Consider the following 20782-nt stretch of genomic DNA (forward strand, 5'->3'; position numbering starts at 1 on the left):
GATGGACGATGCTTGCTGACCGGCAGGGCGCGCCGCGGGACGGCGCGCGACCGCACGATGCCGCGCGCGCAGGCCGCGACGTCCTGGACCTCGACGCGACCGAGGCCCGTCACAGGCCCGACGGCGGATCCCGGCCCGCTTCCGGCGAGAGCCGGTCAGAGGACGGGCACGGGCATGACGGGCACGGGGATGACGGGCAGGCGGATGAGAGCCGCCCCAGCGTGCTCCGCCGCCACCCGATCTGGTTCGGCCTCGGAGCCCTCGCCGTGCTCGCCCTCGGCGTCGCGGGCTACGTCTACTGGCTGACCTACCTGCACCCGTACGAATCGACCGACGACGCCTTCGTGGACGCGCGCCAGTTCACGATCGCACCGAAGGTCTCCGGATACGTGGTCGACGTGCCCGTCACCGACAACCAGCACGTCGAGGCCGGCACCACCCTCTTCCAGATCGACCGGCGCGACTACGAGGTGGCCGTCGGGCAGGCACAGGCGCAGATCGCCTCGGCGCAGGCCTCGATCCGGAACGCCGACGCGCAGATTGAGGCACAGAAGGCGCAGATCGACGTCGCCAAGGCGCAGGTGACGCAGACCCAGGCCGCCCTCGACTTCGCCAAGGCCGACGCCGCCCGTTACAAGGACCTCGCGACGCGGGGCGCCGGCACGGTGCAGCAATCGCAGCAATCGACCTCGAACCTGGAGCAGCAGGAAGCCTCGCTGCAGCGGGCGCAGGCGAGCGTCATCGGAGCACAGAAGCAGATCGGCTCCCTGGAGGCGCAGAAGGCGAGCGCCGAGGCGAGCCTCGCCACCGCCCGCGCCCAGGCCGCCCAGGCGGACCTCAACCTCGGCTACACGACGGTGACCGCCGCGCAGCCCGGCCGCATCGTGCAGCTCTCCGGCGCCAAGGGCCAGTTCGCCCAGGCCGGGCAGGCGCTCGCGACCTTCGTGCCCGACGAGAAATGGGTGACCGCGAACTACAAGGAGACGCAGATCACCGACATGCGCCCCGGCCAGGACGCCGACATCGAGATCGACGCCTATCCGGATCGGAAGGTCCACGGCCGGGTCGATTCGGTGCAGCCGGGCTCGGGCACCGCTTTCAGCCTGCTGCCGGCCCAGAACGCCACCGGCAACTACGTGAAGGTCGTCCAGCGCATCCCCGTGAAGATCGTCGTCGACGACTGGCCCCGCGACGTCTCGATCGGCCCCGGCATGTCGATCGTCCCGACGGTGCGCGTGCGATGAGCGCGGGCGCCGCCGCGGCGGGCGGGGGCAGACCGGGATCGAGATCCGGCGCGCTGCCCAGGGCGGCGGGCGGCCACAGCCCGTGGGCGATCGCCCTCGTCGTGTCGCTGGCGACCTTCATGGAGGTGCTCGACACGACGATCGCGAACGTGGCGCTCCGCTACATCTCGGGCGGCCTCGCGGTCGGGCCCGACGAGGCGGCCTGGGTGGTGACGAGTTACCTCGTGGCCAACGCCATCGTGCTCACCGCCTCGAGCTTCCTCGCCAAGCGCTACGGCCGCAAGGCGTTCTTCATGTGGAGCGTGGCGCTCTTCACCGTGGCCTCGGTGCTCTGCGGCTTCGCCTGGAACCTGCAGTCGCTCCTCGTCTTCCGGGTGCTGCAGGGGCTGGGCGGGGGCGGCATGGCGCCGCTCGCGCAGTCGATCCTCGCCGATTCCTTCCCGCCGCAGAAGCGGGGGCAGGCCTTCGCCCTCTACGGGCTCGCGGTGGTGGTGGCGCCCGTGGTCGGGCCGACGCTGGGCGGCTGGCTCTCGGACAACGTGTCCTGGCACTGGTGCTTCCTGATCAACGGACCGATCGGCCTCCTCGCCCTCGGCCTGATGTACCTCCTCCTGGAGGACCCGGACTCGGCCAAGCAGGAGCGTCGCCGGCTGCGGCGCGAGGGCGTGCGCTTCGACCTCATCGGCTTCCTGCTCGTCGCCACATTCCTCGGCTCGCTGGAAGTCGTCCTCGACGAGGGCCAGCGCGAGGATTGGTTCGGCTCGAACCTGATCGTCACCTTCGCGATCCTCAGCCTCGTCGCCTTCGTGCTGATGATCCCCTGGGAGCTGACCCGCAGGAATCCGGTCGTCGATCTGCGGCTCCTCGGCAAGCGCCAGTTCGGGGCCTGCTTCCTCGTGATGCTCGCCGCCGGCGCGATCCTGATCGCGACGACGCAGTTCATCCCCCAGATCGTGCAGGATTATTTCGGCTACACGGCGACGCTCGCCGGCCTCGCCCTGGCGCCGGGCGGACTCGTCACGGTGTTCATGATGCTCGTGATCGGCCGCGTCTCGGGCAAGGTACAGCCGAAATACCTGATCGCCCTGGGCGCCACGATCGTCGCCTTCGCGATGTACGATCTCACGCGGCTCTACGGCGACAGCACGTTCTGGTTCTTCGCGTGGTCGCGCATCTACATCGGCATCGGCCTGCCGATGATCTTCATCTCGATCACGGCCGCCTCCTACGAGGGCATCGACCGGTCGCAGACGGATCAGGCCTCGGCGCTAATCAACGTCGCCCGCAACGTCGGCGGCTCGATGGGCGTCTCCCTCGCGCAGAACATCCTCGCCTACCGCCAGCAATTCCATCAGAGCCGGCTCGTCGAGCACGTCACGCCGACCGAGCCCGCCTACCAGGAGACGCTCGCACGGGCGACGCGCTACTTCGCGCAGCACGGGGCGGCCGGCGTCGACGCGCAGGGGCAGGCCACCGCCTGGATCGGCCAGCAGCTCGCCCGGCAGGTCGCCTTCTGGGCCTATATCGACGTTTTCTGGGCGCTGGCCCTGGTCTCCGCCTCGGCGGTTCCCCTCGCGATGATCCTGAGCCGGGTCAAGCGCGGGGGCGATGCGACGGCCGGCCCCTGAGCGGCCGCCGGCGCGCAGCCTCAGCGGAGCTCGGGCAGCGAGGCGTCGGTGACCTTCACGCGCCCGTCCTCGCGCTCCTCCCGCATGAGGGTCCCGGCAAGCGCGGCGACGCCCTCGTACTGGTTCAGACGGCGGTCGATCATGTCGTCGATCTTGTCGTAGACCTCGGCGACCGTCAGGCCGCGGCGCCCCTTGCCGGCCTTCTCCGTGAACAGGGACCGGTTGGCCCGGGCCGCGCTCCGGAATTCCTTCGAGGCGACCGTGCCTGGCTGCTCGGCGCTCAGCGCCAGGAAGCGGCCGGCGCTCGACGTGCCGAAGAAGTGGGCGAGGTAGAGTTCCGAGGTCTTCAGGTCACGTCCGATCCGGGCCTCGATCCGGGCGCGATCCCGCTTGATCAGCTCCGCCGCCATCAGGCAGGCGACGTAGGGGTCGCGGCGCAGGCGCAGCACCCGCTCGCGCATGCCCTCGCCCGAGACGGTGATGGCGGCGCCGCGCCCGGTGACCGCGGCGGCCTCGTCCTCGTACCCGTAGCGGGCACCGAAATCGCGGATCATCTCCAGCCAGGTCGCGGTGACGAACTGGAACAGGCCCTCGGCCGACGAGGTCGCGGCCTTGGCGCGCGCCGAGAAGCTCGATTCCTTGTCGGCCAGCGCCATCATGTAGACGGGATCGACCCCGGCCTCCGCCGAGGCCCGCAGGATCGTCTCGACGATCGCGCGCGGCACGCTCATCTCGCCGAAGCGCAGCACCTCGTCACCGGCTCCGGTGCGGGGCTGGGGCAGGCTGGCGAGATCGCTCACGATGAGAGCCGTGGTGGCGGGCTCCTGCTCGAGGAGCGGCACGCCGCCCCAGTCCGCCGGCCTCTCCGGCGCCGTCCGGCTCGCGAGATCCCGGGCCGCGACGGCCCGCTCGTCGATGCGATCGTGAGCGGAGGCGGGCGCCAGCGCGCTCTGCGGCAAACTGAAGCCGACGAGGCCAGCCAGCAAAGTCGTCAGCAGACGACGGCGAATATTGGCATGGCGCCGGCCCTGTCTTTTCGGCTCGGCTCGCAGCAGCCACGCTACGGTCTGATCTTGATCCACAGTCTCGCTCAGCACGAGACGGCTCGCGTCGTCGGCGCAAAGCGCCGGCTCCGGGAAAACCCCCATCATTCTTCCTTTTTCGTGCCGCGGCTTGCTTGGGCGCGGCTTCGATCAAGTGGCGGCTATGTCGCCGCCCCCTGTGTCCACAATGGGACGACCCGGTGATCCAACCGTGGCACCCTTAAGGGCCGGTTAACCCTGCGTTTTTACGGATTTTTAACGATCCGTTCGGGCGCGGTTCAGGGGAACGGGGGCAGAAATTTGTCCGAGCGGGGCTTGGAACGAAGCCTGACCGAGCCAGTTACCTAGTCCCACGCGGGGCTGGCTCTCCTGGCCCGTCCGACGCCCCCGCGTCTTCACAGCAAGGAAGTTCGGTTCCGATGAGCATGCAGACCGGTCGCCGCGTCGGCGTTGCGTTCGTTGGCATGGGTGGCGCGGTCGCCACCACAGCGATCGCCGGCATCGAGATGATCAAGTCGGGGTCGAACAGGCTCGACGGCCTGCCGCTCGCCAACGTTCCGGTCGCCGGCATGGCCGACTACAAGGATCTCGTCTTCGGCGGCTGGGATCTCAACGGCGACGACCTCGCCTCGGCCGCGACGGGCCACGGTGTGCTCACCAAGCAGGATATCGAGAACGGCGCCCAGGTCCTGAAGGGCATCACGCCCTGGCCGGCGGTCGGCAGCGCCAAGTTCTGCAAGAACATCGACGGCGGCAACCGCATCGTCGCCAAGGATCACCGCGAGACGGTCTCCATCATCGCCAACGACCTGCGGCGCTTCCGCCAGGAGAGCAACCTCGACGAGGTGGTCGTGGTCAACCTCGCCTCGACGGAGCGCTGGCCCGATCTCAGCGAGCCGGTGCTGAACTCCTCGGCCGCCTTCGAGAAGGGGCTCGACGCGAGCGACGAATCGATCAGCCCGGCGATGCTCTACGCCTACGCGGCGATCAAGAGCGGGGTGCCCTACGCGAACTTCACGCCGAGCGTCGCCGCCGACGTGCCGGCGCTGCTCGACCTCGCGCGAGAGCTCAACGTCCCGGTCGCGGGTAAGGACGGCAAGACCGGCCAGACCATGATGAAGACGGTGCTGGCGCCGGCGCTGAAGGCGCGCGCGCTGCACGTCGACGGCTGGTTCTCGACGAACATCCTCGGCAACCGCGACGGTCTCGCCCTCAACGATCCGAGCTCGCTGCAATCGAAGCTCAACACCAAGGGCACGGTGCTCGACTCGATCCTCGGCTACCCGGTCGAGGACCACCTCGTGCACATCCACTATTACCGCCCCCGCGGCGACGACAAGGAAGCCTGGGACAACATCGACGTGACCGGCTTCCTCGGGCAGCGCATGCAGATCAAGGTCAACTTCCTCTGCAAGGACTCGATCCTGGCCGCGCCCCTCGTCATCGAGATCGCCCGCGTGCTGGACCTCGCCAAGAAGCGCGGCGACGGCGGCGTGCAGGAGCAACTCTCGACCTTCTTCAAGGCGCCGATGGTCAAGAACGGCCACGGGCCGGAGCACGCCTTCGGCAAGCAGGAGCAGATGCTGCTCGACTGGCTCGGCGTGCACTGATGCCGGGCCCGTCGGAGGGCGCCGCAGCACCCGTCGCGCTCCGCGAGCTACTCGTCGAGCTGAACGACCTCAAGCGCGTCCGCTCGGCCGGGCGCGCGGGCTCGGTCGCCGAGCGCCTGTTCGCGCAGGGGTGGAGCGCCCTGACGGGCGGAGCCGCGCCCGAGGCCGTGGCCCTCGAGATCACGGCCAAGACGCTCGCCGCCTGCCGCCTCTGCGACCTCGACGCCCCTTTCCTGGCCTCGGCGGGCCTCTCCGAGGCGGCCGTGGGCGACGTGCTCGTCGCCGGCTTCGACGCGGTCACGCCCGAGCTGGAAGCCGGCCTTCGCGGGCGGCTGCGGGAGCGGCTCAGAAGCCGGGAAGCGCTGGAGGCGGGTTCGCTACCGGGTTTCGTCGCGGCGCTGGCGCAGCAGCCGCGCGCGGGCGTGACCTGCCCCGGCAAGCCCCGCATCCTCCTCGAGCCGCCGGAGAACCACGCCGAGCACTGCCTGATGGTCGCCGTCTACGGCGTCGTGCTGAGCCCGTTCTACCGGGCGGACCCGACCACCGTGTTCCTCGCGGCGATGGCGCACCACTTCCACAACGCGGCGATGCCGGATGCCGGCTTCACCGGCGAGATGCTGCTCGGCGATCATCTCGGGCCGATCATGGCGCGCACCACGCAATGGGCGCTCGACGAACTCGACCCGCCCCTGCGCGCGACCGTCGAGCGGGCCCGGGCCGTGCTGCCCGACGACGCCACCGCGGAGGGCCGCGCCTTCCACGCGGCGGACGCGATCGACCGGGTGCTGCAGATCGCGCAGCACCTGCGCGCGGCCTCGCTCACCATGGGCACCGTGCTCGACGAGATGGAACTCGTCCATGCGGGGCCGGTGAAGGGGTTCCATGATCGGGTGCTGAAGGATATGCGCATCCCGTGATCGCACACGCGACGGGGGCGGGTAGCAGAGCATGATCCCCTTCACCCTGACCTCCCCCGAGACGGGCAACGCGCTCCGTTCCGACACGCCGCATTCCCTGCGCGACGCCGAGACCGGCGCCCGCTGGCCGGTGATCGACGGGATCCCGTACCTGCGCATCGGCCGTGAGGCTCTCATTGCCGAAGTGCTGGCGCATCTCGACGATGCGGAGGCAGCGAACGGCCGCGAGAAGGCTCTCGTGGCCCTCCTCGCCGACCAGGACGATTGGTGGAACGGTCCGCCAGCGGACCGGGCCGACCTCGAAGCCCTTGTGCACGGGCGCGAGGAGGCCAGCCTGCGCGACGCGATGCGCCTCCTCGGCTGGGGCCGCGTCGGAGACTACTTCCTTCACCGCTGGAGCGATCCGACCTTCCTGGCCGGGCTTGCGCTGCTGGAGGCGCATTGGAACGAGCCCGCCTGCGTCTTCGAGTTCGCCTGCGGCATCGGGCATTACCTGCGCGAGTTGCAGCGCCACGGCGCCAAGGTCGCGGGCGCGGACGTGGTCTTCGCCAAGCTCTGGGTCGCCCGCCACTGGGTGGTGGGGAAGGGGGCGCAACTCGTCTGCTTCGATGCGGCCTCGCCCCACTGGCCGGTCGGCGGCGCGCCAGTCGATCTCGTCGTCTGCAACGACGCCTTCTACTTCCTCGACGACAAGGCATCTCTGCTCGAATGCCTCCGCCAGAACGCGGGGGACGACGGCTGGCTGGCCCTCAGCCACATCCACAACAGCGACCGGCCGGGTTTCTCGGCGGGCCGGGCCGTCTCGGCCGAGGAGATCGAGGAGCTGTTTCCGGACGCCCTCGTCTATGACGACGCCGAGCTGACCCGGGCCCTCGTGGAGACCCGCGCCCCCGCGCCCCGGCTGCCGGCCGAGATCCGCGGCTGCGAAGCCTTCTCGGTGGTGGCGGGGCCCGGGATGCGCCCGGCGCCGCGCGCGATCATCGACGGCCTGACGCTGCCCCGCGAGGGCACGCATCTGCGCCTCAACCCGCTCTACGCACCCGACGGGGCAGGGGATTACGAGATCCGCTGGCCGTCCGAGCGCTACGAGCAGGAATACGCAGCCGCCGTCACCTACCCGATGCGCTCGGACGGACCGGACGCGCTCGACTGGGTCGGCCCCCCGACCGCTCCCGAGGCCGAGCGTGTGCGGCGGCGGGAATTCGTCGATCTGCCGGAGCGCTGGTGATGACCGACGGCGTCGCCTGGGGCATCGTCGGCTACGGCTGGGTCGCGCGCGACTACATGGCGCCCGGCATCCGCGCCGCCGGGCATCGCCTCGTCGCCGTCTGCGACCCAGGGGAGGCTTCCCGCCGGGCGGCGGAGGCGGAAGGAGCGCGGGCCTACGCGACACTCCCAGACCTTCTGGCCGATCCCGAGATCGAGGCCGTCTACGTCGCCACCCCGAACCATCTGCACCGCGAGGCGGTCGTGGCCCTGGCCGCGGCCGGCAAGGCCGTGCTCTGCGAGAAGCCGATGGCGGCGCAACTCGGCGATGCCGAGGCGATGGCCGAGGCCGTGCGCGGCGGCGGCATCTTCTACGGCACCGCCTTCGACCAGCGCCACCATCCCGGCCACCGCGCCATGCGGGCCCTGATCGAGGCAGGCCGGCTCGGCACCGTGACCGCCGTGCGCATCGTCTATGCCTGCTGGCTCGATCGGGGCTGGGCCTCCGTCGAGGGCCTCGACAATTGGCGCATCGACCCTCTCCAGGCGGGGGGCGGCGCCCTGATGGACCTCGCGCCGCACGGGCTCGACCTCGTCGATTTCCTCACCGGCGAATCGATCACCGAGATCGTCGCCCTGACGCAGGCCCGCGCGCAGGATTACGCGGTCGATGACGGCGCCCTGCTGATCGGGCGCACGGGCGCGGGCGTGCTCGCCAACCTTCACGTCGCCTACAACTGCCCCGACGCTCTGCCGCGGCGGCGGCTGGAGGTGGTGGGCACCAGGGGCATGCTCACCGCCATCGACACGATGGGGCAGGTGGCCGGCGGCACGGTGACGTTGACCGACGGCGCCAGCGGGCGTGCGGAGGAGATCGCCTTCGACACGCAGGCCTCGCCCTTCCTGGAGCAGGTGCGCGCCTTCGGCTCGGCCCTGCGCCGTCCGGAGGAACGCGACGCCTACTCGGTCGAGCGCGACCTGCACACGATGCGGCTCGTGGTGGAAGCCTACGAGAGCGAGCGCCGCCGGGACGGGCCGCGGGCGGGCCGCTGAGGGCACGGCACCGGTCGGACGGCGATGCGGAACGGGATGAATCGAAGACCATGACCGAGCTTGATCAGGACGACCGCGCCCGCCACGCCCGCCTGAAGGCGCCGCGCGCCTATCGGTTCGGGCAGAAGCGCCGGATCGAGGGCCTGCCGGACTCCCTGCCCGAGCCCGTGCGCGCCTATCTCGACGTGCTGCCCGAAGGGCGCATCGTCGGCTTTCCGCTGGCGCCCCTCGACCGCACCGGAATCCCGGTCTGGTTCGTCTCGCTCTTCCTCGACGATCCCTATTTCGTCGGCGCCATGCCGAGCGGCATCGGCTACGGGGCGACCGACGACGAGGCGATCATCGGCGCGGTGGCCGAGATCGCCGAGAACCTGATGCCCTCGCTCGCGCTGATCCCGCGCCGGAAGGAGCGGGGATCCTACACCGATCTCGTGCGCGTCCATGGCGCCCGCTCGGTCGCCGACCCGCTCACGCTCGGCCTCCCCGCAGGCTCGCCCGTGGACCGCGACACCGTGCTCGAATGGACCGCCGCCACCCGCCACCCGACCGGCGAGACGGTGCTGATGCCCCTCGACGTCGCGGCGACGGATTATTTCGAGCTGTCTGAGGGCTACAAGCCCTTCACGAACCTGATCACGAACGGCCTCGGCGCAGGGCCGGACGTGCCCTTCGCCCTCGGCCACGGCGTTCTGGAATTGCTGCAGCGGGACGGCAACGGCCTCCTGTTCCGGGCCCTCGACCAGGGCGTGATGCTCGATCTCTCGCAAGGGCTTGGGCCCGAAACCTCAGGCATGCTGGCAAGGCTGGAATCGCTCGGCATCCGGGCCCTGCCGAAATTCGCCACCGACCAGTTCGGCCTGACGAACCTCTACGTCGTCGGCTACGACCGGAATCCCTCCGACGCGCCGGCGCCGATCGCCCTCTCGGCCTGCGGCGAGGCCTGCGACCCGGACCGGGAGCGGGCCCTGCGCAAGGCGCTCCTCGAATTCCAGGCGGCGCGGGTCCGCAAGGCCTTCGGGCACGGCCCCCTCTCCTTCGCCGAGCGGGTCACGCCGCCGGGCTACGTCCGCGACTTCATCGAGAAGGCCCTGCCGAGCCTCGACCTGGAGGAGAGCCGGGCGCTGAAGGCCATGCTCGAATGGATCGTGCTGCCGCCGGAGGAGCTGCACACGGTGCTCGCCGACACCGTCTATTCCGAGCGCACGACGAAATCCTTCGCGGATCTGCCGACGACGCCGGCCGCCGACGGGCACGCGCGCGGCGCCATCGCCTGCGAGCGTCTGTCCGAGGCGGGCTTCGACATCCTCTACGTGGATTGCTCGCCGCCCGGCGGCGGGGTCGGCGTCGTCAAGGCGATCGTGCCGGGGCTCGAGGTCGAGACCATGAGCTACTACCGGATCGGCGAGCGCAACGCGCGCAAGCTCATCGAGCGCGATCACCCCCTCGTCCGCTTCGGCACGCCCAGCGAGACCCTGCGCCCGATCCGCCTGACGCCCGAGGCGATCGAGCGCTTCGGCGGCCAGCCGCTCTTCGACGTGGCCCTGGCCGAGGAGATCGTCGGCAGCCATTATCCCCTCTATCGCGAGCCGGAATCGCACCACGCGCCGTTCCGGCTGGAGCAGAGGGGACGGGCCGCATGAGTCTCCGCTTCGCCTACAACACCAACGGGGCCGCCAATCACCGCCTCGACGATGCGATCGACCTCATCGCCGGTGCCGGCTACGACGGCATCGCGCTCACCCTCGACATCCACCATCTCGACCCCTTCGCCGAGACCTGGGCGCGGGAAGCCGAGCGGGTCGCCAGCCGCCTGGAGCGCCTCGGCCTCGACTCCGTCATCGAGACGGGCGCCCGCTTCCTCCTCGACCCGCGGGCCAAGCACGAGCCGACCCTGGTGACGGCCGACGCCACGGGGCGCGCCCGCCGGATCGGCTTCCTGAAGCGGGCGATCGAGATCGGCGCGATCCTGAAATCCGAGGCCGTGTCGTTCTGGGCGGGCGTGCCGAAGCCCGGCATCGACCCTGCGGAGGCGCGGCTCTGGCTCACTGAAGGCCTCAACGAGGTCGTGGCCTATGCCCGCGAGAATGGCATCGTGCCCTGCCTGGAGCCCGAGCCCGGCATGCTGATCGAGACGCTCGACGACTTCGCGGCGCTCCAGGTCGAAGGCCTGTCCCTCGCCCTCGACACCGGCCACTGCCTCGTCACGGGCGAGCGGGAGCCGGCGGCGGCGGTCGCCGAGTTCGCGCCCCGCATCGGCACCGTGGCGATCGAGGACATGGCGCGCGGCGTCCACGTGCACCTGCCCTTCGGCGAGGGCGACATGGACGTGCCGGGGGTGCTCGACGCCCTCGAAGCGATCCATTTCGGCAAGCTGATCTGCGTCGAGCTCTCCCGCGAGAGCCACCGAGCCGACGCGATGATCCCGAAGGCGCTCGAATACCTGAAGAATTGCCGGCGGCCGGGCCCGGAACTGCCGCCGCCCGACACGAGCGTACGGGAAACCCCTGTCCGATGAGGATCTGCTTCGTCAGCCGGCGCTACTTCCCGGCGATATCCGGCATGAGCGTCTACGCGCAGAATCTCCTGCGCGAACTCGTCGGCGCCGGCCACGACGTGACGATGATCAGCCAGTACCGGGGCGACGCGTTCGGCACCCGTGTCTACGGCGGCGGCCCGCCCCCGCCCGTCCCGGGAGTCCGGGTGATCGGCCTCGAGCAGCTCGGCGAGCAGGAGGGCGGCGATTTCGAGCGCGACGTCGGGACGATGGTCGAGACGATCGCGGCCGAGCATGCGCGCGCGCCCTTCGACGTCCTGCACGCCCAGTACGGCTACCCGACCGGCTGGGCGGTCCTTCTCGCCTCCGCCAGGCTCGGCGTTCCGAACGTGGTCTCGATCCAGGGCGGGGACGGCCACTGGGTCGGCTCCTGCTGCGAGACGCACCGCCGGGCCATGTGCGCGGTGCTCGACCACGCCAACGCGCTCCTCATCGGAGGCCGCTCCTTCGTGGCGGAAGTCTGCGAGCGGCTCGGCACCGACCCGGGCCGCTTCACCATCGTGCCGGGCGCGGTCGACACCGCGCGGTTCGCGCAGACGACGGAGGAGGGGCTGCCCGAGCCCCATGCCGGCCCGGTGCGCCTCCTCTATCACGGCCGCGTCGACCGCCGGAAAGGCGTGCTCGACTTCATCGACGCGCTCGGACACCTGCGCGATCGCGGCACGCCGTTCTCCGCGACGATCTCCGGCATCGGCCCCGATGTCGAGGCGTCGCGGGCCCGCGCGGCCGAGCGCGGCCTGCCCGAGGCGGCGCTCCGCTTCACGGGATACGCCGACTACGCGACGGTGCCCGACCTCTACCGGCAGGCCGACGCTTTCGTCTCGCCGACCTACGCGGAGGGGTTCTCGAACACCATCCTGGAGGCGATGGCGGCGGGGCTCGCGGTGGTCTCGACCCACTCTGTCGGCGTCTCCGACTGCCTGCGCGACGGCGAGAACGGGCTCCTGACCCAGCCCGGCGACGTGCCGGCACTGACGGACGCGCTCGCCCGCGTGATCGCGGACGCGGACTTGCGCCGCCGCATCGCCCGCGCCGGCCTGGAGGAGTGCCGCCGCGTCTATTCCTGGGAGACGGTCGGCCGCCAGATCATGGGGATCTACGCGACGATCGCGGGTGCGCATCCGGACACGCGCTTCTCGCCCGATCTGCCCGTCGATCCCGCCTGCCGGTTCCGGGCGGAGCCGCACCTCCTCTAGGTCGACACATGCCCACCGCGCTCGCCCTCTCGCCGCATCTCGACGACGCCGCCTTCTCCTGCGGCGGCACGCTGGCGATGCTCGCCGAGGCCGGCTGGCACGTCGTCATGGCGACCCCGTTCACGGGCAGCGTGCCCGAGCCCCGGGGCTTCGCGCTCGCCTGCCAGCTCGACAAGGGATTGCCGGCGGAGGTCGACTACATGGCGCTCCGCCGCGAGGAGGACCGGGCGGCGGCGATGGCCCTCGGCATCTCCGAGCCGCGTCACCTGCCGTTCCGGGAGGCGCCGCACCGCGGCTACGGCTCGGCGCCCGAGCTGTTCGGGCCGACGCGGGCCGATGACGGGATCGTCGGGACACTCGCCCCGGCACTCCGCGACCTCGTCGCGGAATTGCGGCCCGATCTCCTCGCCGCGCCGCAAGCGATCGGCGGCCACGTCGATCACGTCCAGATGGTGCGGGCCCTCGACGCCATCGAGACCGGGCTGCCGGTGCTGTGGTGGCGCGATTTCCCCTACACGGTGCGCAGCGCCGATCCGAAGGAACCGCTGCGCACGCGCTTCGCGGATCTTACGGAGCGAGAGATCCGCCTCACGCCGGAGGCCGAGGCCCGCAAGGAGGCCGCCTGCGCGGCCTACGCGACGCAGATCGGCTTCCAGTTCGGCGGCCGCGAGGGATTGTCCCGGCGCCTCGCCGAGGAGCGCGGCGTCGAGCGGTTCCGGGTCTCCGGGATCCTGCCGGCCGGCATTCCGGGGGCCGATGGCGCCTGAGCCCGCCGCTCCGAAAAGCCTCGCCGATCCGGCGGCGCTCGCGGCCCGGCGCGCCCTTCTCGGCTCGCCCCACCTGGCACCCCTGCGGGACCTCGCCCGGACCATCGCCGCGGAGCGGCAGGCGCCCGTGCCGGATCCCGATCCGCTCGATGGCGGCGTCGGGGCGCGGCTCCTCCTCCTTCTCGAGACGCCCGGCCCCGCGATCTTTCGCACCGGCTTCGTCTCCCGCGACAACGCCACGGGCACAGCCGCCAACCTGTTCCGCTTCCTCGCGGGCGCCGGCATCGCGCGGCGGGACACCCTGATCTGGAACACGGTGCCGTGGGTGATCCACGCCGAGGGCGCCCTGAACCGGGCGCCGCGACGGGGCGAGGCGAAGGCGGCCGCCGCCTATCTGGAGCCGCTCCTCGACCGGCTGCCCGACCTGACCGTGGCGGTGCTGGCCGGCCGTTTCGCGGGCGAGGCCAGACCCGCGCTCCAGGCGCTGCGCCCGGCCCTGCCCGTCGTCGCCATCCCGCATCCGAGCCCGACCTATGTCTGCACCTCGCCGGCCGTCGCCGAGCGCATCCGCCAAGGCTTGGCCGCGGCCGCCGCCCATCTCGCAGGCCCCGGATTCACGCAACGGTGATCTGCGCTCACCGTGCGCAGGGACGAAAACGGATGGGAAGGGACCGCCGGATTCGGACGGCCTCGCTGGCCTTTGACGGCCATTGCCCCTAAATGCCTCGCCAACGGGCCGCGGTCCGGCACAGGCTCGGGGAATGATTCACCGCCCGCTTCGCGCCGGGCGGGGCACCCGGCGGAGGCGAACGCCGAACGTATGAATTTTGTCGGACAGCATCAGAAGGCGCTCGACGACGCCGAGGCGATCGAGGCCGACCGGACGGCGGAAGCCGCCGGCGTGCCGCAGGTCGCCCGGTCGTCCGGGATGCGGAGCCGCTACGCCTGGATCGGCACCGCCGCGAGCGTGATCCTCTTCGCCGTCTCGATCGGCGTCCTGTGGAAACTCGTCCAGACCGTCACCTGGGCGGAGCTGCACGCGGCCTTCACGGCGGCGACCTCGAAGCAGCTGGGCCTCGCTTTCCTGTTCGTCTGCGTGAGCTACCTGTTCCTCACCGGCTACGACGCGCTCGCCCTGCGCCAGCTCAAGGTGAAGGTCCGTTACCGCATCACGGCGCTCGCCTCGTTCACGAGCTACGCGGTGAGCTTCACCCTCGGCTTTCCGCTCTTCACCGCGGGAACGATCCGCTACTGGATCTACTCCCGGGAGGGATTGTCGGCCCCCAAGATCGCCGCGCTCACGGTGATCGCGGGCTTCACCTTCTGGCTCGGCATGGGCGTCGTGCTGGGCCTCAGCCTCATCGTGGAGGCGGGCCAGCTCGCGGGATTGACCTTCACCTCGATCCGCCTGAACCAGGGCGTCGGCCTCGCCGCCCTCGTCGCGGTGCTCGGCTATCTGGCCTGGGTCTCGCTCAAGCGGCGCAGCGTGAAGGTGAAGGGCTGGCGGCTCGAGCTTCCGGGCGCCTCCGTCTCTTTCAGCCAGATGCTCGTCGGCATCGGCGACGTCTGCGCCGCGGCAGCCGTCCTCTACCTCCTGCTGCCGCCGGGCCTGACGATCGGCTTCACCACCTTCCTCGCCGTCTACGTCCTCGCCGCCATGCTCGGCATCGCGAGCCACGCGCCGGGCGGCCTCGGCGTGTTCGAGGCGACGATCCTCCTCGCCCTGTCGAGCCTGCCGCGGGACCAAGTGCTCGGCTCGCTGCTCCTGTTCCGGGTCTGCTACTACCTCGTTCCCTTCGTGCTCGCCCTCGCGATGCTCGGCGCCTACGAGATCTTCAAGCGGGCGCAGCAGGTACGCCGCGGCGCCGATCCGGACGGGCGGCCGTGACGCCTCCTGCCCGCCGCTGAGGGCGCCGTTCTCGATGGCCGGGATCCTCTGATGGCCGAGGGCGCGCGCCGGGCCGCCTGGACGGGGGCGGGCGTGGCGGCGGCCTCCCTCCTCGCCGTCGCCTGGCTCGACGGCTCCCTCGACCTCGCCCTCACCGCCGCCGCACTCGCCGCGGCCGGGCTCGGAGGCTCGATCGGCGGGCGCCACCGGCCCCCCGTCGCGGCGCGGACGGAGGCCGCAAGCCCGGCCCGCCACGCCATCGCCGAGGCGCTGCTCGCCAACATTCCCGATCCCGTCATCCTGATCGATCGCCGCTCCGTCGTCCTCGAGGCGAACCCCGCCGCGCGCGCGCTCCTCCCGAACCTGAAGCTGCGCCACCCGCTCTCCTTCGCGTTGCGGGCACCGGAGATCCTCGACGGCATCGAGGAGGTCCTGCGCACCGGCCTGCCGCTGAAGACCGGCTACGCCACCCGCGTGCCGACCGAGCGCAGCTTCGAGGTGCAGATCGGCGCCCTGCCGATGCCGCAGGCGGGCGGCCAGCCGAACGTGGTGCTGTTCCTGCGCGACCTCACCTCGGCGCAGCGCCTCGAAGCGATGCGCGTCGATTTCGTGGCCAATGCCAGCCACGAGCTGCGCACGCCGCTCGCCTCGCTCCTCGGCTTCATCGAGACCCTGCAAGGGCCGGCCCGCAACGATGTCGCCGCCCGCGAGCGCTTCCTCGCCATCATGCGCACGCAGGCGCAGCGGATGACGCGGCTCATCGACGACCTGCTCTCGCTGTCGCGGATCGAATTGCGCGAGCACGTCGCCCCGACCGAGACGGTCGATCTCGGCCAGATCGCGCGCCAGATGGTGGATGCGCAGGCACCGCTCGCCGCCGAGCGCGGCGTCGGCGTGGCCGTGCAGGCGGAGGAGGGCGCTTATCCCGTTCTGGGAGAGCGCGACGAGTTGCTGCGCGTGGTCGAGAACCTGATCGAGAACGCGGTGAAATACGGCGGCACCCAGGTCACGGTCTCGCTCGCCCGCGCCGTGCAGGGACGTCTCGGCGAGCCCGAGACCGAGCTCGCGGTCGCCGATGACGGCCCCGGCATCCCGCCCGAGCACCTCCCCCGATTGACCGAGCGCTTCTATCGGGTCGACGTCACGTCGAGCCGCCAGCAGGGCGGGACGGGGCTCGGCCTCGCCATCGTCAAGCACACGCTGAACCGTCACCGCGGGCGGCTGACGATCGAGAGCGAGATCGGCCGCGGCACCGTCGTCCGCGTCAGGCTGCCCGAGCCGCCGCCGGGCGAGACGGGGACGGGGCGCTGATCCGGCCCACCGGCTGCCGCGAGGATGGCGGCGCGAGCCAGCCGTCCCGCCCTTGACCTTCCCATCATGGGAAGCCCCACATGAGGGATCCTGGATAGGCAGACGCGATCCTCTCCCATGTCCGATACCGCTCTTCGACCCCGTATCCTGAGCTTTCCCGTCTCCGGCCTGTCCTGCGCATCCTGCGTCGGTCGCGTCGAGCGGGCGCTCGCGGCCCTGCCCGGCGCCCGCGACGTCTCCGTGAACCTCGCCAGCGGCCGTGCGAGCCTCGTTCTCGGGGCGCCCGGGGCACCGGGCGAGGCCGCCGAGGCCGTCGCCGCGGCGGGCTACGCGATCCCTCAGGCGGAGACGGTGCTGCGGGTCGAGGGGCTGACCTGCGCCTCCTGCGTCGGCCGCGTCGAGCGGGCGCTGGCCTCGGTGCCGGGCGTCTCGGCCGCGAGCGTCAATCTCGCCACGGCGGAGGCCCAGGTGCGGCACGCGGACGGGCTCGTCTCGGCCGAGGACCTCGTCGCCGCCGTCGAGGCGGCCGGCTACGCGGCGAGGGCCGAGCCCGCCGCAGCCTCGATCGACCCGACGGACCGGCATGCGGCGGAGGCGGCCCGATTGCGGCGCGATCTCATCGCCGCAGCGATCCTGTCGCTGCCGATCGTCGTGCTGGATATGGGCGGCCACCTCCTGCCCGGGTTCCATCACGCCGTCTCCGGACTGGCCGGAGCGCAGGCGCCCTCGCTCCTGCAGGCGGCGCTCGCGACGCTGGTCCTGGTCGGCCCGGGTCGGCGCTTCTTCGCCCGCGGCGTGCCCGGGCTGCTGCGCGGGCACCCGGACATGAATGCGCTCGTCGCCCTCGGGGCGGGCGCGGCCTACCTCTACTCCCTCGTCGCGACGCTGGCGCCGGGCTGGCTGCCGGCGGGCAGCGCCCATCTCTATTTCGAGGCGAGCGTCCTCATCGTCACGCTGATCCTTCTCGGGCGCTTCCTCGAAGCCCGCGCCAAGGGCCGCACCGGCGCGGCCATCGCCCGTCTAGTCGGGCTGGCGCCGAAGACCGCGCGCATCATCCGCGACGGCGCCGAGACCGAGATCGGCCTCGATGCGCTGCGGGTCGGCGACATCGTGCGGGTGCGGCCGGGCGAGCGCGTCTCCGCGGACGGCCTCGTGGTGGCCGGCGCGAGCTTCGTGGACGAGAGCATGGTCACGGGCGAGCCCGTCCCCGCCCGCAAGGAGCCGGAGAGTTCGGTCGTCGGCGGCACGCTCAACGGCCCGGGCGGGTTCGATCTGCGGGTCGAGCGGGTCGGAGCCGAGACGGTGCTCGCGCAGATCGTGCGGATGGTGCAGGCGGCGCAGGGCGCCAAGCTGCCGATCCAGGCGCTGGTCGACCGGGTGACCGGCCGCTTCGTGCCGGCCGTAATCGCGGTCGCGGCCGCCACCTTCCTGGCCTGGCTGATCCTCGGCCCCGAGCCGGCCCTCGGCCACGCCCTCGTCAACGCCATCGCGGTGCTCATCATCGCCTGCCCCTGCGCGATGGGCCTCGCGACGCCGACCTCGATCATGGTCGGCACCGGCCGCGCCGCCGAGCGCGGCGTGCTGTTCCGCAACGGCGCCGCCCTCCAGGCCCTGCGCGGCGTCCGCGTCGTCGCCCTCGACAAGACGGGCACGCTGACCGAGGGCCGCCCGCGCCTGACGGATCTCGTCGCGGCGGCGGGGATCGCGGAGGACGAGGTGCTGGCCCTCGCGGCCGGCGTCGAGGCGCGCTCGGAGCACCCGTACGCCGAGGCGGTCACCCTGGCCGCGCGCGAGCGGGGGCTCACCCTCGCCGCGGTCGAGGATTTCGAGGCGGTGCCCGGTTTCGGCGTCACGGGCCGGATCGGCGGGCGCCGCGTTGCCGTCGGCGCCCGGCGCTACCTGGCGCGCCTCGGCATCGACACGGGGACGCTCTCTGCGGAGGCCGGGCGCCTCGCCGCGGCCGGGCGCAGCCCGCTCTACGTCGCCCTCGACGGGCATCTCGCGGCCCTCATCGCGGTGGCCGATCCCGTCAAGGCAGGGGCCGCGGAGGCCGTGGCGGCGCTGAGAGCGCGCGGCATCGCCGTCGCGATGGTGACGGGAGATAATCGGCTCACGGCGGAGAGCGTCGCGCGGGACCTCGGTATCGCGGAGGTCGCGGCCGACATGCTGCCGGCGGGCAAGGTCGAGGCGGTGCGCGCCCTTCGCGCCGCGCAGGGCGCGGTCGCCTTCGTCGGGGACGGCATCAACGACGCGCCGGCGCTGGCCGAGGCCGATGTCGGCATCGCGATCGGGACAGGCACGGACATCGCGGTCGAGAGCGCCGACGTGGTCCTGATGTCGGGTGCCCTCGACGGCCTCGTCACCGCGCGCGACCTGTCGGGGGCGGTGATGCGCAACATCCGCCAGAACCTGTTCTGGGCCTTCGCCTACAACGCCGCCCTTATCCCGGTGGCGGCGGGCGCGCTGACCCTCATCGGCGGACCCGCCCTCTCGCCGGTGCTCGCGGCCGGCGCGATGGCCCTGTCGAGCGTCTTCGTCGTCGGCAATTCCCTGCGGCTGCGCCGGTCCGGCGGGCGCGCCGCGCCGGGGCGTGCCGGTACGGTTCCGGCGGAGCGGCCGGCATGAAGGGGCGCGAGCCGGGCCGGATCACCATCGGGGAGGCGGCGCGGCTGACCGGCGTCTCGGCCAAGATGATCCGCTATTACGAGTCGATCGGCCTGCTGCCGGCACCGATCCGGGCCGAGAGCGGCTACCGCACCTACGGCGTGGCGGATCTGCACACCCTGCGCTTCGTGCGCCGGGCCCGGGACCTCGGCTTCTCGATGGAGGCGATCGGCGGTCTCCTCGCCCTGTGGCGGGACCGCAGCCGGTCGAGCGCGCAGGTGAAGGCCATCGCCCTCGATCACGTCGCCGCGCTCCGGCGCCGGATCGCCGAGCTCGAGGGCATGGCGGGCACGCTCTCGGACCTCGCGGAGCGCTGCTGCGGCGACGAGAGGCCCGATTGCCCGATCCTCGACGATCTCGCCGAGAGGCCGGATGCGGGGACCTCCCCGCGCCCCTGACCGTTGACCCGGCGGTTGGCCTCCTGTTTGCTGGCCGAAAGCCCGGTGCGCACGGCGAGAGCTGCGGGCCGCGCCCACCGGCCGGACGGCCCGTCCGCCCTTCACATCGCCAGACCCTCCGAGAGCCATGCCCGTCGTCGACCGCATCGGCGCCTTCGCGGACGAGATCACCGCGTGGCGCCACGACCTGCACGCCCATCCGGAGCTGCTCTACGACGTCGAGCGGACGGCGGCCTTCGTCGCCGAGAAGCTGAGCGGCTTCGGCTGCGACGCGGTCGTCACCGGCATCGGCCGCACCGGCGTCGTCGGCGTCATCCGCGGGCGCGGCACCGCCTCGAACCGGGCGATCGGCCTGCGCGCGGACATGGACGCCCTGCCGATCCAGGAGGTTCGGGATCTGCCCTACCGCTCGACGGTGCCGGGCCGGATGCATGCCTGCGGGCACGACGGGCACACGGCGATGCTGCTCGGCGCCGCCCGATACCTCGCCGAGACCCGCGCCTTCGACGGGACCGCCGTGATGATCTTCCAGCCGGCCGAGGAGGGCGGCGGCGGCGGCGAGGCGATGGTGCATGACGGGCTGATGGAGCGTTTCGGCATCGAGGCGGTCTACGGCCTGCACAACATCCCGAACCTGCCGGTCGGGCGCTTCGCGATCCGGCCCGGTCCGATCATGGCCTCGACGGACCGCTTCACCATCACGATCCGCGGCCGCGGCGGGCACGCCGCCCTCCCGCAGCACGCGGTCGACAGCGTGCTGGTGGCGAGCCACGTCATCGTCGCCCTGCAATCGATCGTGTCACGCTCCGTCGATCCGCTGCAATCGGCGGTGGTCTCGGTCTGCGCGCTCGAGGCCGGCGAGGCGTTCAACGTCCTGCCCGACAGCGTCACCCTGCGGGGCACCCTGCGTGCCCTCTCGCAGGAGGTGCGGGGCACGATCAAGGACCGGGTTCGGGAAGTCGTCCGGAACGTCGCCTCGGCCTTCGGCGCGGCGGGCGAGATCGATTTCAGCGGCAGCTACCCGGTGACGGAGAACCACCCGGCCGAGGCGCAGTTCATGGCCGATGTGGCGGCGCAGGTCGTCGGAGAGGCACAGGTCGACCGGGCCGTCGCGCCGCTGATGGCGGCCGAGGATTTCTCCTACATGCTCGCCCACCGGCCCGGCGCCTACATCTTCATGGGCAACGGGCCGAGCGCGGGCCTGCACCACCCCGAATACGATTTCTGCGACGCGGCCGCCCCCTACGGCGCCTCGCTCTGGGCCCGCCTCATCGAGAGGGGGCTGCCGCTGCAGGGGTGAGGG

Annotated in this window: 17 protein-coding genes; 16 read left to right on the forward strand and 1 reads right to left on the reverse strand. The window is 71.8% G+C overall.

The genetic code is table 11. From position 1 onward, the window contains the following. Positions 1 to 8: 8 nt before the first annotated feature. Both J2X36_RS09290 and J2X36_RS09295 read left to right on the forward strand, forming a co-directional pair. Positions 9 to 1244 (forward strand): HlyD family secretion protein, encoded by a 1236-nt coding sequence (locus tag J2X36_RS09290; protein WP_310348778.1) that lies wholly within the window; start codon positions 9 to 11, stop codon positions 1242 to 1244. Next, positions 1241 to 2872, forward strand: a complete 1632-nt coding sequence (locus tag J2X36_RS09295; RefSeq protein WP_310348782.1) for a DHA2 family efflux MFS transporter permease subunit — start codon at positions 1241 to 1243, stop codon at positions 2870 to 2872. The genes J2X36_RS09290 and J2X36_RS09295 overlap by 4 nt, the downstream gene beginning before the upstream one ends. A 20-nt stretch (positions 2873 to 2892) precedes the next feature. Here J2X36_RS09295 and J2X36_RS09300 read toward each other — a convergent pair whose 3' ends face one another. Then, positions 2893 to 4020 (reverse strand): transglycosylase SLT domain-containing protein, encoded by a 1128-nt coding sequence (locus tag J2X36_RS09300; protein ID WP_405029758.1) that lies wholly within the window; start codon positions 4018 to 4020, stop codon positions 2893 to 2895. Between the two features lie 314 nt (positions 4021 to 4334). Between J2X36_RS09300 and J2X36_RS09305 the strand changes: the two genes are divergently transcribed. The 14 genes from J2X36_RS09305 (at position 4335) to J2X36_RS09370 (ending at position 20779) form a co-directional block, all read left to right on the forward strand. After that, on the forward strand, positions 4335 to 5525 hold the full coding sequence (locus J2X36_RS09305) for an inositol-3-phosphate synthase (protein ID WP_310348788.1): 1191 nt from the start codon (positions 4335 to 4337) through the stop codon (positions 5523 to 5525). Further along, positions 5525 to 6442, forward strand: a complete 918-nt coding sequence (locus J2X36_RS09310; protein WP_310348792.1) for a hypothetical protein — start codon at positions 5525 to 5527, stop codon at positions 6440 to 6442. Before J2X36_RS09305 ends, J2X36_RS09310 begins: the two co-directional genes overlap by 1 nt. A gap of 31 nt (positions 6443 to 6473) precedes the next feature. Continuing rightward, positions 6474 to 7670 (forward strand): methyltransferase domain-containing protein, encoded by a 1197-nt coding sequence (locus tag J2X36_RS09315; RefSeq protein ID WP_310348795.1) that lies wholly within the window; start codon positions 6474 to 6476, stop codon positions 7668 to 7670. Next, positions 7670 to 8701: a Gfo/Idh/MocA family oxidoreductase gene (locus J2X36_RS09320; protein ID WP_310348798.1), complete on the forward strand. Its 1032-nt coding sequence runs from the start codon at positions 7670 to 7672 to the stop codon at positions 8699 to 8701. The genes J2X36_RS09315 and J2X36_RS09320 overlap by 1 nt, the downstream gene beginning before the upstream one ends. A 50-nt stretch (positions 8702 to 8751) precedes the next feature. Next, complete coding sequence (locus tag J2X36_RS09325; protein WP_310348800.1) at positions 8752 to 10341, forward strand: YcaO-like family protein; 1590 nt, start codon at positions 8752 to 8754, stop codon at positions 10339 to 10341. Beyond that, positions 10338 to 11216 carry a sugar phosphate isomerase/epimerase family protein gene (locus J2X36_RS09330; RefSeq protein WP_310348803.1) on the forward strand — a complete coding sequence of 293 codons (879 nt, stop codon included), beginning with the start codon at positions 10338 to 10340 and terminating at the stop codon, positions 11214 to 11216. Before J2X36_RS09325 ends, J2X36_RS09330 begins: the two co-directional genes overlap by 4 nt. Beyond that, positions 11213 to 12451 carry a glycosyltransferase family 4 protein gene (locus J2X36_RS09335; RefSeq protein ID WP_310348805.1) on the forward strand — a complete coding sequence of 413 codons (1239 nt, stop codon included), beginning with the start codon at positions 11213 to 11215 and terminating at the stop codon, positions 12449 to 12451. Before J2X36_RS09330 ends, J2X36_RS09335 begins: the two co-directional genes overlap by 4 nt. A gap of 8 nt (positions 12452 to 12459) precedes the next feature. Then, positions 12460 to 13218, forward strand: coding sequence for a PIG-L deacetylase family protein (locus J2X36_RS09340; protein ID WP_132255084.1), 759 nt, complete (start codon positions 12460 to 12462; stop codon positions 13216 to 13218). Then, on the forward strand, positions 13208 to 13846 hold the full coding sequence (locus J2X36_RS09345) for a uracil-DNA glycosylase (protein ID WP_310348807.1): 639 nt from the start codon (positions 13208 to 13210) through the stop codon (positions 13844 to 13846). Before J2X36_RS09340 ends, J2X36_RS09345 begins: the two co-directional genes overlap by 11 nt. 192 nt (positions 13847 to 14038) lie before the next feature. Then, positions 14039 to 15106, forward strand: coding sequence for a lysylphosphatidylglycerol synthase domain-containing protein (locus J2X36_RS09350; RefSeq protein WP_310348810.1), 1068 nt, complete (start codon positions 14039 to 14041; stop codon positions 15104 to 15106). 51 nt (positions 15107 to 15157) lie between these two features. Further along, the gene (locus J2X36_RS09355) at positions 15158 to 16417 is read left to right on the forward strand and encodes an ATP-binding protein (protein ID WP_310348812.1); all 1260 of its coding nucleotides are present in this window, start codon (positions 15158 to 15160) and stop codon (positions 16415 to 16417) included. A gap of 117 nt (positions 16418 to 16534) precedes the next feature. After that, positions 16535 to 19042: a heavy metal translocating P-type ATPase gene (locus tag J2X36_RS09360; protein WP_310348815.1), complete on the forward strand. Its 2508-nt coding sequence runs from the start codon at positions 16535 to 16537 to the stop codon at positions 19040 to 19042. Then, positions 19039 to 19479, forward strand: coding sequence for a Cu(I)-responsive transcriptional regulator (gene cueR / locus J2X36_RS09365; RefSeq protein ID WP_310348817.1), 441 nt, complete (start codon positions 19039 to 19041; stop codon positions 19477 to 19479). The genes J2X36_RS09360 and cueR overlap by 4 nt, the downstream gene beginning before the upstream one ends. A 127-nt stretch (positions 19480 to 19606) precedes the next feature. Beyond that, positions 19607 to 20779 (forward strand): M20 aminoacylase family protein, encoded by a 1173-nt coding sequence (locus tag J2X36_RS09370; protein WP_310348820.1) that lies wholly within the window; start codon positions 19607 to 19609, stop codon positions 20777 to 20779. The last annotated feature ends 3 nt before the right edge of the window (positions 20780 to 20782 follow it).

This window comes from Methylobacterium sp. BE186 (assembly GCF_031457035.1).
Classification (GTDB): Bacteria; Pseudomonadota; Alphaproteobacteria; order Rhizobiales; family Beijerinckiaceae; genus Methylobacterium; species Methylobacterium segetis.